Raw genomic sequence first — 11,809 nt, forward strand, 5'->3', positions numbered from 1 at the left:
ATAGGATAAATCCCACGGGGCTTGTTTTTTGATCCGCTCTCTCTTCTCACGAGGATACCTGCGGAAGAACTTTTAATTACTTTAGTATTAATATGCCACGTGTTCACCCGTCACGGGATACTTTTTTATTGTGGCATAGTTATTTAATTATATATATTACATAAAGGCGGGTCTCCCCGCCTCTATTATTTTAAGCTATACGGCTTATCTTATTTAACGACTGTCTTAACAGCCTCTTCACCATCAACAGCTACTGCTACGATACCAGCAGGTACGGAGATTGTAGCGTTATCAGAAGTAAGAACTGTCTCAGCGACAACCTTACCTAAGATGTTAGTGATAACTACAGACTTGCCAGCGGCACCTTGAACAGTTACAGTACCGTTACCAGCTACTACAGATACGCCTTCTACAGAAACTTCATCGTTAGAAGTTACCATATCCTCAGCGTCTGTCTTCTGGTATGCGTTGAATACCAATGCACCGTCACCACCAGTCTTAGCAGCCTCGAATGTAGCGGCCTTGTCGGTCAATACTAAACATCCATTATGCATCTTCAACCAAGCGGCAGCATTTTTAGGAGCGATTGCACGAGAAGCGTCACCAGCTACGGTCTGATATTGAGTATCAGTTGCGCCATATACGTTAGACTCGATCAAGAATGAGTTGTTCTCACCCTCTTTACCATCTACATAAGCGATAGCAGCCAAATCAGGATTTACATAACGGAATGACCAAGTTACATTCTTATGCTTGTCACCTGTCAATACGTTGATGAAGCTAGCGTAGTTCTTGTGGTAGTCTGCGCTGATCGCCTCGATACCCTCGTTCTTCAATTGCTCAGCAGTCATACCTTTGTATTTGCCAGTCAAAACAAACAAAGTATCACCGTATTGAACGGCAGGAACGAAACCTACGCGAGTATAGCTACTGTTAGAAACAGCCTTGGTATTGAACAAATACGGGTTAACAGAAGCAGCGATGTTTGCTTTAGCTGAGTCAGAGAAGTTAACCAAATACTTACCATAGATGAAAGCCGGAGTCTTCACATGAACGGCATGTACACATTGATATGGATCATCTGTAACTTTACCGTCAGCAGTGATGTGATTATTTGTAGTCTCCGTACAAGGAATGATCTTCTCACCCTCGATCAACTCACGATAAGCAGAAACCAAGTATTGAGGTTTAACCTTACCTGCGCCACGAGTCAACCAAGCGGTATCGATACGGAAGGCCAATTTACCATTTGCTTTATCTTTATTCCAGATACCAGCGTAATCAACAGTCTCCGTAGTCAAGTTCGGGTTCCACTCATCCATCAAGTATTCCTGACGAATAGACTCAACGAAATACAAGCTATCTGTTGAGTTATCAGCATTCTCACCTACAAGCTTATTATCGAACTGACGATACAACGGAGTCTGATCCGGAGCGATATAGAAAGCAGAAGTTCTTGTCTCTTTCAAGGTCTGAGCCTTCAAGGAAGCGTTAGCGTCATAGTCAGAAACACCAGCCTTATAGTTACGGATGATACCATTTGTACTAGCCTCCAAGATCGCATAGTAATGATTATAGCCAGCACCTTCCGCCAACTCAATACAGTTGTTCTCCTTGAAGTAAACCGAATCCGAAGATGCATTCAACTTACTTACAGTGTATTTGTTCTCTTTAGCCTCATCGTAGTTACCGAAGATCGCTCCATCATAAGAAATCTGGTACATCTTTCTAACCAACTGAGCCAAGCCCGGGATTCTGCCCTTGTCACCATTGATAGCGGAAGGATTATAACCATAAGCATGTTCTTTGCCTTTAGTCTGGATCTTGAACGCAGTCATACCATCCTTTACAGTCATCGTAGAATCTTTCACGACAGCGATGTATTTGTCTGTCGCATATGGATGCCAGTAGTTGAATGTATACTTGTTGATCATCAACTCTTCTTCAGACAGATTCTTGTAACCAAGATATTTATCGCTATAGTACTTCTTATCTACCGGTACAAATTCCAAAGAATCTCCAGCGAAGTTTGAAGCATAGTAATATTTAGCACCTACATTCTTATTCAACTGAATACCAGAATAAGTAACTGCTGGAGAATACTCACGGTTCCAAGCATTGATCGGAGAAACATTATTCTTATCCGTAGCGTTCACCTTCAATACAACCCATTGATAAGCCGGCATATGATTAGCATCCTGTAAGTCCAAAGTCACCCATTCTGCTGTATTCGTTTGCTCTACGTTATTAACCCAAGTAGTATCGTTATGGATAGGGACTGACAAATACTTACCAGTCTTAGCGCTCTTGATCAAATATACGCCATCAGCGATAGAAGTCTTCGTTGTCGTATAAGTGCCACAGCCCTTATAGTTCAAAGCGATCTCAACCTCTTTCTTGAAATAGATCGTAGCGATACGGATTTGGTCAGCCTTAACCAAGTCTTGAACAGTTACGTAGTTTGCTTTTCCATATTGATCAACATCCGCATTGGTAGCATTAACAGAATTAGTACCGTCAAACGTACCATCGGCTTTTAACTTAATGATTTCCGCAGTATTAGCTGCAATAGCCGCACCAAACTTACCGTTCTTGCCATCCTTCGTATAAGTAACTTGCTTAACCTGAATAACCAAGCTATCTTTTGCAGGGAAGTAAACGAAACGGAACTTAGATTGATCTTTCAAAGCTGTGCCCAATGTATCAGCTACTGTATGCTTCGTCGTTCCAGCTGCGTTCAATTTAGCATAAGTAAGTTGTTTTGTGTTGAAACCTAAGAAACGAGCACCATTCTCATTTACATAAGCAGTATCTACATAAACGAAAGTAGAATCAGCTTTCTTACCTGTAATGATACGCAACCAAGAAGGGTCTACCGTACCGTTATCCTCTGCATCTACAGCGAAGAACTTAGCGTCGTCCGTGAAATAATTCTTCAAAGTAGTGTTATTCTTGTCGTCAACGAATGTCAGCTTAACACCCTTATCAGCGGTTTGAGTTCCGAAGATTGTATTAACAGCATTCGCGTTCATTACGATTGAATCCGGTTCTACCAAAGTGAATTTAGTAAATACAGAACCAGTTTGAGCATCTGCTTGAGCAGTTGTAGCAGTCGCTTTTCCTAACACGAATACATTTGATGTATTAAGCTTAAGACCAACCACTGAATCTGCGTGGAAATAAGAATACAAAGTAGCAGGGTTCATCGCATCCTTATAAGTCGCAGAGAAAGCCCAATCTTGCATCTCACCACCTACGACAGCACCAGTTGCAGCATATGTAGCACCCGAAGCAGGTTTAGCCGCACCATTCAGCGCTGTACCGGCATACGCAACATCCAAACGCTGACCTGTAGCCTTATTCGTGAAGTTGTAGACAGGAGCTTTTCCATAACCCTCAGCAGTTACCTCAACACACCACAAGGAATACGCAAGAGTGTCGGGATTTGCAGCAATCTGATTATACGTCAACGGAAGAAGCTTGCCGTCCTTGTCCATTGTAAGGACCTTGTCTGTGCCAGTAGTTGCCCCAGTGACATCAACCGCCAACTGATATAAACCATCAGCAGCGACAGTCTTCACGGGTCCTCCCGCATTAGCCGTCACCGCACCCAGAAGCGCAGCACCAGCCAAAAGAGTAGAAAACTTTTTGTTCATAATTCTAAAATTAATATTAATACTAGTGTTTATTAAGATAATCAGCTCATTACGTTATCGTATCGATTGCTTTGTCATTCAAAAACGACTAGTTTAAACGAAGGTTTTAATCTTGCGTTTTATAAGGGGTAAATAGAAAGGTTTGTTGAAGGAATCGCTTGTTTCGTAAAGGATAACCTATCCTATTGATAAGAAAGAGAATAAGCTGTAAAAAAATAGCCCGGAAGGGTTGCAAGTATCGAAGAAACGCGTACCTTTGCAAATGACTAAAAGAATCGTTCGTTTAAACTAGTCGTTTCCATACTCCAGATATCATTTCAATCTATTATTCATCAACTTTTATAGTATAGCATTAATAATGTACAGGCGTACATTAATATTATATTAAACAAGTCATCCGGAATTTACGGATTGTCATTATGACACTTTGTAAATTAAAGCCCTTGAGAATCGAATTTTCCGGGAGATTATACATATAGTTCCGTAAAACGAGAAAAAATATTCGCAAGTAGTTATTCCATAATAAGATAACGGAATACGCCCTTTCATTCTGGCGAAAATTATTCATCCTAATTCATATTCTTAAGGCTAAAACCTATAATTCATCCGTATGTGAAGGCTATTTCTATCGTATGCGATAGGGATTACTACCGTATGTATCACCTAATACATACGGTTATGTCGGCTAAAACATACGGTTGCGTCGGCTAACGCATATATTCGCGTGGGCAAACACCACCTTTCTCACCGGAAAAGCGACCTTTTACCTATAAATAAGAGACAAAAAGGCCCTTTTCACCTATTTCTTCTCTCTGGTTAGACTTCTCCAAAGAAGAGGTATGTCAAACAAACAGCCTTGTTTCGCACAAACTGTCATGATTATCGCCGCTTCGCTTACCATCCATCCGCAAGGGCTATAACAGAATAATCGACATAGAAAAGCCCCGCAGGATAACTGAACCGCATCCCAAAGCCACTGAGAAGACATTGTTGATTCCGGTATAAAGAGGCTTTCCAAGTGATTAGTTATTCACTTCCCAAGCCGTTAGTTATTCACTTCAACAGCCAATGAGAGGGCCCGTTTATTGGTTATCAAGGCCTGTACAGGCACATGTTTCCCGCATTTAAAATAAGCTCTGGCTTACATTTGACGCGGAAAGCCTCATTAACCCACCTTTAGCTTTAAGGCTGTATCCTTTATGCGTTCACTATATCTCGTCTTCACTCAAACTACACAAGGTGTTTCCGAAAAAAGACGTTCGTGTTTTTTTAAAGCCTAAATGAATGCCCCATATAATAAAAATCGTATCTTTATCGCCAAAGATGGAAAAGAGCCATCTATATCCTATTAATCACTAAAACCTATAAACACTATGGGAAAATTTATCAACCCCTTCACCGATTTCGGCTTCAAGCACATATTCGGTAGGGAAATGGACAAGGACATACTAATCGAGTTCCTGAATGACCTCCTCGAAGGGGAGCATACGATCATGGACCTGAGGATCATGAACAATGAGCGATTGCCCGAGACAGAGCAAGGAAGGAAAGTCATCTTCGATATCCATTGCGAGACCGACAAGGGCGAACGGATCATAATCGAGATGCAGAACAGGGAACAGCCCCACTTCAAGGACAGGGCCTTATACTACCTCTCGCACTCGGTGGTGGAACAGGGTATAAAGGGAACATGGGACTATGAGCTGGCGGCCGTGTACGGAGTATTCTTCCTGAACTTCACGCTCGACGAAGAGAACGGGTCAGACAAAAACGGGAAGGAGGGAAAATTCCGAAGGGACATCATATTGGCGGACCGGGAGAACGGACAGGTATTCAACCCCAAGTTCCGCCAAATCTATATTGAGCTTCCTCGATTCAGCAAAGAGGAGGAAGAATGCGAGACAGATTTTGAACGTTGGATTTATGTACTAAAGCATATGGATACATTAGACAGAATGCCTTTCAAGGCACGCAAGGCCATATTCGAACGGTTGGAACGCATCGGATCCATGGCGAACCTCACCCCCAAACAACGGGCGCAGTACGAGGCGGAGTGGAAGATGTATAATGATTATTATAACACCTTGGATTTCGCCGTTGAGAAAGGCATGAAAAAAGGAATGGAAGAAGGATTGCAAGAAGGATTGCAAAAAGGAAAAGAATCTACGGCACGTAATATGAAAGCCGAGGGAATAACCCCTCTTATCATCCAAAAATGCACCGGCCTTTCCCTTGAGGAAATAGAGCGACTATAAAACAAAATCCCTTCAGCCTCCATCCGTTTTTAACGTATAGTTATCAAAGGAAGAGACTGAAGGGATTTTTTATATTTATAAACGATCTAAAAGCTACTCCTCACGCTGCTTCTTCCATTCCTCCGCACACTCTTCCAAGGCCTTATACCAAGCCTGGCCGAACTTACGGATCAAGGGCTCCTTGAGGAACTTATAAACCGGCAATTGCTCTTTCTTTCCTAAGATCTCCGCTGCCTTACAAACGCTCCAGCGATGATAGTTCACGGCCTTGAAATCCCGATACTGAGTGACACGTATCGGGTAAAGATGGCAAGAAACAGGCTTATAGAAATCCGTCTTACCTTCCCGGTATGCTTTCTCGATAGCGCATTTACAAGTACCATCGGCGTCGTAACAGGTAAAGACACAATCCTTGCCGTTCACGATAGAGGTAACCGTATCGCCTTCCTCATCGATATAAGCTACGCCTTGCTTATGAATGACCTCTTGAGCTTTCGGGGATAAATCATCCCAGATAATGGGCAATACTTTCTGGAGCTTCGCCAACTCCGAATCCTCTAATGGAGCGCCGGAATCTCCTTCCACGCAGCATTCCCCCTTACATTTGGAAAGATCACATAAAAAATAACGCTCGATAACGTCAAGACTTACTAAAGTGTCATCTATCTGGATCATAAGATGCGCCTAGCTCTTATTTAATCAATGACTTACCAGTCATCTCCTTCGGCTGTTTCAAGCCCAAGATGTGAAGGATTGAAGGAGCCACATCGGCCAAGATACCATCCTCTACTTTAGCGTCCTTGTTGGCTGTAACATAAACGAATGGAACAGGGTTCAAGGAATGAGCCGTATTCGGAGTGCCATCCTCGTTCAAGGCGTGATCCGCATTACCATGGTCAGCAATGATAATTACCTCATAGTCGTTGGCTTTAGCGGCCTCAACCGTATCGTGCAAGCAAGCGTCGATCGTTACGACCGCTTTCTCGATCGCTTTGTAGATACCCGTATGGCCTACCATATCACCGTTGGCGTAGTTCACTACGATGAAATCGAATTTCTTCGTATTGATAGCGTCCACCAATTTATCTTTCACCTCGAAAGCGCTCATTTCCGGTTTTAAGTCGTAAGTAGCCACTTTAGGAGAAGGGACCAAGATACGCTCCTCGCTATCGAACGGAGTCTCGCGGCCACCGTTGAAGAAGAAAGTCACGTGAGCGTATTTCTCTGTCTCGGCGATATGCAACTGAGTCTTGCCTACGTTTGCCAAGAACTCACCCAGCGTATTATTTACGTTCTCTTTGTCGAACAAGATATGAACACCCTTGAAGCTAGCGTCATACGGAGTCATACAGAAATATTGCAAGCCCGGGATCGTATGCATACCGGCCTCCGGCATGTCTTGCTGAGTCAATACAACCGTAAGCTCTTTCGCACGGTCGTTACGATAGTTGAAGAAGATCACGACATCGCCTTCCTCGATAACAGCAACCGGCTTTCCGTTCTCAACGTGAACGATCGGCTTGATGAACTCGTCCGTTACACCCTCGGCGTACGACTCTTCCATCGCTTTTACCATGCACTCGGCTTGCTTACCCTTACCTTCGACCAATAAGTCGTAAGCCTCTTTCACACGTTCCCAACGTTTGTCGCGGTCCATAGCGTAATAACGTCCGATGATAGAAGCGATCTTACCGCCGGTAGTCTTCAGATGATTCTCCAACTCCTCGATAAAACCTTTACCACTCTTCGGGTCCGTATCACGACCATCCATGAAGCAATGAACATAAGCCTTGCTGATTCCGTATTCCTTGGCGATATCCGTCAACTTCAAAAGATGCTCCAAAGAGCTATGTACACCACCATCGGAAACCAAGCCCATGAAGTGGATCTGCTTATTATTCTCTTTCGCATAGCTATAAGCACGTTTGATCTCCGGGTTCTCCATGATCGTATTCTCGCGGCAAGCGATGTTGATCTTCACCAAATCTTGGTAAACGATACGGCCAGCACCGATGTTCAAGTGGCCCACCTCAGAGTTACCCATTTGTCCGTCAGGCAAACCAACGTTCTCGCCAGAAGCCTGTAACTGTGAGGCTGGATAAGTTTTCAATAACTCGTCCCAATATGGAGTCGGCGTGTTAAAGATCACGTCGTCTTTACCTTTGTCACCAATTCCCCAACCATCACAGATAATTAAAAGTGCTTTTTTGCTCATGATTGCTAATTTATTATATTGATTATGTTTTTAACCTTTACGATCGCGAAGATAATCAATTCCATCGTATTATTGTTTCTCTCAATGTATTACTTTTGTGGCAGGAATGGAAAAGAATATACAAGACAAGGATTTGGGAGTCATAACGCTCCGTACCACTCCCCGGGCCACTCGATACACGCTCAAGATATCAAAAGGAAAAATAACCGCCACGATGCCACCCGGGGGAGACGAGAAACGTATGATCGCTTTTATCATGGAGAACAAGGCCCGGCTGGTAAAAGCGCTCCAGAAGCATCCGGCCCGGCCCCTGCTCGACGAAAGATCGGAATTACAGGCTACGACATTCCGCTTGCGTATCTTCCGCACCGAGCGAAGTAATTTCTATATGAGACTGGAGGGTGGAGTACTGCATATCGCTTGTCCGAATGAGACTCGTTTCGAGGAGGAGGAGGTACAATCCTTACTGAAATCTATGCTGGAGAAAGCGCTCCGCCACGAGGCGAAACGGTTGTTGCCGGAACGTATCACGCTATTGGCACGGCAGCATGGATTTAGGCTGACCGGGGTGAAAATCAATAATAGCAAAACACATTGGGGAAGTTGTACGATGAAGAAAAGTATTAATTTGTCTCTTTCATTGATGCTGCTTCCTTGGCATTTGGTGGATTATGTATTATTGCATGAACTTTGCCATACGATAGAAATGAACCATAGCGAAAGGTTCTGGATATTGATGGATAAGGTGACGGACAATCAAGCGATCCGTTTACGAAATGAGTTGAAAAGTTATCATATGTTGTGATATGAATTAAAAAAACATCATAGGTTACAGTTGTAGAGACGGAGCATGCTCCGTCTCTACAACTGGGTGAATTGTCAGAAATTGGCTCCCACTTGCAGGATGAAAGTCCGGGGCGCACCGACATCCATCGGACGGGCGCTATAGCGCTTGTTCAGGATATTGTTCACCAACCCTTGTACATGGATATTTTTTGTCACCTTCATTCCGACACGCATATCCATAACGAAATATCCTTTATTGTTCTCTCCCCAATAATCATGCAAGTTCCCGAATAGCATCGAACGCATATAATCCATCAGGTTAGGCTCCGCTTTCGCACGCTCATCGACCATAAAATAATCGACCGCCAATGTCTTGCTTTTCCATGACATATTCGTTCCGATATTAAACCGTTTCCATTCCAGATCAAATACCCCCTTTACGGAATGTTTCTGGCGATATTTTAAATACTTGCTGTCATTCGATTTCGAACGCATCGCCATTAAGTCATCATTCGCTTCCTCCTCCGCGTTCCGTGAATCCACGTCCATATCGATCGGATTCGTATAAACATACCCCAAAGTATATGCCAGACGAGTATCACGGTTAAACTCATACACACCCGAGGTAGACAAGTCTACCCCATAAATCTCCGCCCGGCCTACGTTCGTGAACTGAGCGCCGATTCCTAAGCCGTCGCCGCTAGAGAACGCATTGAACAACTTGGAAAGCCCATCGATATAATCGAAGGTCTTATTATTAAACAGGCCGAAACGGAACTCGATCATATCCTTGTAACGGGTATAAAAGCCGGCCACATCGATAAAGCCCTTCAAATTGCCCAACTTATAGCCTTGCTTGAAACCAAGTTCGGCATTATAACCTTGCTCCGCTTTCAATTCAGCGTTCGGGAAAGCTCCCACACCTCCGATATCCTTCAGGATAAACTTCTCCGTAACGGACGGATAACGGTATCCCTGTCCGAAAGATGCCCGGATAAAACTATACTCACCCAATTCATAATTCAAGCCTCCACGGAAAACAGGTTTTACCGGAACCTTCGCCCCGAAAATCTTCGTCTCCGCTTCCCGGTAGAAATCATCCACCCGGTAATATTCCAGACGAACACCGACCGAGACGTTCAAACGATCGATAAACTTATGGTCATATTGCAGGAAAGTAGCCACATTATCGCTACTATGCTGTCCGGTCACCTTCGAATCCGCATGGATACGCTCGTAAGTACCGCCTACGGTGAGCTGTGAGTTATCAAATTTCTTGCTGAATTGATAGTCCAGATTATAGGAATAGGTATGATCCGTAGCCTCCGGCGCTTTTTTCTCCATCGGTTTCATGGCATCTACCAACCAAGCCCCTACGTTATTCTTATCGGGTAGCGGAGTACGTCCCATCACCCAAGAAATCAAGTCCATATAATCCGCCGAGGTAGCTGTCGGGAAAAAATGATTTCCCAGCTTGCCCAATTCAGCCATCAATCCGCTCACCTTCCCGTTCATCACCTCCGGCAAATACGGTAAGAAGGTCGGCAATAACTCAGTTTGCCAGTTTTGCGCCATATTGATAATCTCCGGAACGGATGAGATATCAAAACCCATATTATTCGTTATGTCAAAAAGAGACTTATCCGTGGTATGCGTGATGATACGGCTTCCCCGATGGAAGAAACGCCCCTTGAAACGATGAGTCGTTCCTTTTTCCGAATTTGTATAATTCAAGAAAGGATCTATATAAAATGTATTCTCACGGCGTCCCATATTCGCCAGCGGAGATTGAATATAGGGTTCCTCCGGAGAACGCCAGATAAAGAAACCGGTATAATCGTTATACAAGTAATTCACGTTCACGCCATAGTTCAACCCTTGTACCCGGGGATCGTGATACGTAAGATTCCCACCGACCCGGACACGGCGATTGTAATTATCCTGCCGATACCCGTCGTCCAAGAATGTATTAGCCCCCACTGTCAAATCAAAATTCTTGATCCTACGGGAATGAGAGAGATCCAACCCTCCATATAAAGGCGTCCCGTCTTGGCGTGGCTTCCCATACAATCCTCCTTGTACGTTCACCTGTGTTACCGGATCTAATCCGGGGCGTTTCGTTTTCACATGGATCAGACCATTCAACGCAGAAGAGCCATATAATACGGAAGAGGCCCCTTTCAGTACCTCTACTTGATCGACGTTCTCCATCGGGATCATATTCCAGTTTATCTCGCCGGAACCCGGAGTTAGCACCGACATTCCGTCCACCAGAATCAAGCAACGGCTACCCACGCCATAGGTCCATCCCGTACCACCGCGTACGGAAGGTTGCCGGTCCGTTACGTCCACTCCGGAGATATTCTTCAGTACATCCGTTAAATCTTTCGGAGACTGACGAGTGATATCTTTCGCTTTCAATAATTCCATAGAGACGGTAATATCGCTTAGCTTTTGCTCATAACGCCCGACGCTCACGACGACCTCGTCCATCATGTTTGAGCTTGTTCGTAAGGATACGTCACGTGTCAAGAACTCTCCCGGATCTACTTTCACGGGAACGCTCAACGTTTCATATCCCAGATAGCTAAAAGTCAATACAGCGTCGCCATCCGTCACTTTCAGCTCATAATAACCGTTTATATCAGACACAGTTCCTCTCGTACCCCCTTTGTCCTTATAAAAAACGTTTACCCCGGCTAAAGCTTCCTTGCTCTCCGCATCCTTAATATACCCTTTCACGTCTTGGCCGAAAGAGGCTTGGGTTATCAAGAGAAGAAATAATATCAATTTGTAAGTATTCTTCATATCCAAATTATATTTCGCACAAATATAAAGGTTTATTCCATACCGCTAGACAGGTATTTAAAAACAGACCAAGAAGTCCTGTAAATAGA

At 44.0% G+C, this 11,809-nt stretch carries 6 protein-coding genes; 2 read left to right on the plus strand and 4 right to left on the minus strand.

The features are described from left to right. Positions 1 to 209 precede the first annotated feature (209 nt). On the minus strand, positions 210 to 3,656 hold the full coding sequence (locus ACYIA1_RS14175; RefSeq protein WP_480335600.1) for a DUF6383 domain-containing protein: 3,447 nt from the start codon (positions 3,654 to 3,656) through the stop codon (positions 210 to 212). A 1,373-nt stretch (positions 3,657 to 5,029) separates the two neighbouring features. Between ACYIA1_RS14175 and ACYIA1_RS14180 the strand changes: the two genes are divergently transcribed. After that, entirely contained in the window at positions 5,030 to 5,911 is an 882-nt protein-coding gene (locus ACYIA1_RS14180) for an Rpn family recombination-promoting nuclease/putative transposase (RefSeq protein ID WP_250788058.1), read from the plus strand. A gap of 93 nt (positions 5,912 to 6,004) precedes the next feature. Here the strand turns inward: ACYIA1_RS14180 and ACYIA1_RS14185 are convergent, their stop codons facing one another. Then, positions 6,005 to 6,586, minus strand: coding sequence for a DUF3109 family protein (locus ACYIA1_RS14185; RefSeq protein WP_005861059.1), 582 nt, complete (start codon positions 6,584 to 6,586; stop codon positions 6,005 to 6,007). 16 nt (positions 6,587 to 6,602) lie between these two features. After that, positions 6,603 to 8,126, minus strand: a complete 1,524-nt coding sequence (gene gpmI / locus ACYIA1_RS14190; RefSeq protein ID WP_011966935.1) for a 2,3-bisphosphoglycerate-independent phosphoglycerate mutase — start codon at positions 8,124 to 8,126, stop codon at positions 6,603 to 6,605. Positions 8,127 to 8,232: 106 nt separating this feature from the next. Between gpmI and ACYIA1_RS14195 the strand changes: the two genes are divergently transcribed. Then, the gene (locus ACYIA1_RS14195) at positions 8,233 to 8,931 is read left to right on the plus strand and encodes a M48 family metallopeptidase (protein WP_172724909.1); all 699 of its coding nucleotides are present in this window, start codon (positions 8,233 to 8,235) and stop codon (positions 8,929 to 8,931) included. A gap of 74 nt (positions 8,932 to 9,005) precedes the next feature. Here ACYIA1_RS14195 and ACYIA1_RS14200 read toward each other — a convergent pair whose 3' ends face one another. Then, complete coding sequence (locus ACYIA1_RS14200; protein ID WP_480335603.1) at positions 9,006 to 11,720, minus strand: TonB-dependent receptor; 2,715 nt, start codon at positions 11,718 to 11,720, stop codon at positions 9,006 to 9,008. Between the last annotated feature and the right edge of the window lie 89 nt (positions 11,721 to 11,809).

The sequence above is a fragment of the Parabacteroides sp. KHUB-02 genome (assembly GCF_056640955.1).

Excerpts from the sequence above, each read along its gene's own strand:
- ACYIA1_RS14175 (WP_480335600.1), bottom strand. The coding sequence starts at position 3,656 with ATGAACAAAAAGTTTTCTACTCTTTTGGCTGGTGCTGCGCTTCTGGGT.
- ACYIA1_RS14180 (WP_250788058.1), top strand. The coding sequence starts at position 5,030 with ATGGGAAAATTTATCAACCCCTTCACCGATTTCGGCTTCAAGCACATA.
- ACYIA1_RS14185 (WP_005861059.1), bottom strand. The coding sequence starts at position 6,586 with ATGATCCAGATAGATGACACTTTAGTAAGTCTTGACGTTATCGAGCGT.
- gpmI (WP_011966935.1), bottom strand. The coding sequence starts at position 8,126 with ATGAGCAAAAAAGCACTTTTAATTATCTGTGATGGTTGGGGAATTGGT.
- ACYIA1_RS14195 (WP_172724909.1), top strand. The coding sequence starts at position 8,233 with ATGGAAAAGAATATACAAGACAAGGATTTGGGAGTCATAACGCTCCGT.
- ACYIA1_RS14200 (WP_480335603.1), bottom strand. The coding sequence starts at position 11,720 with ATGAAGAATACTTACAAATTGATATTATTTCTTCTCTTGATAACCCAA.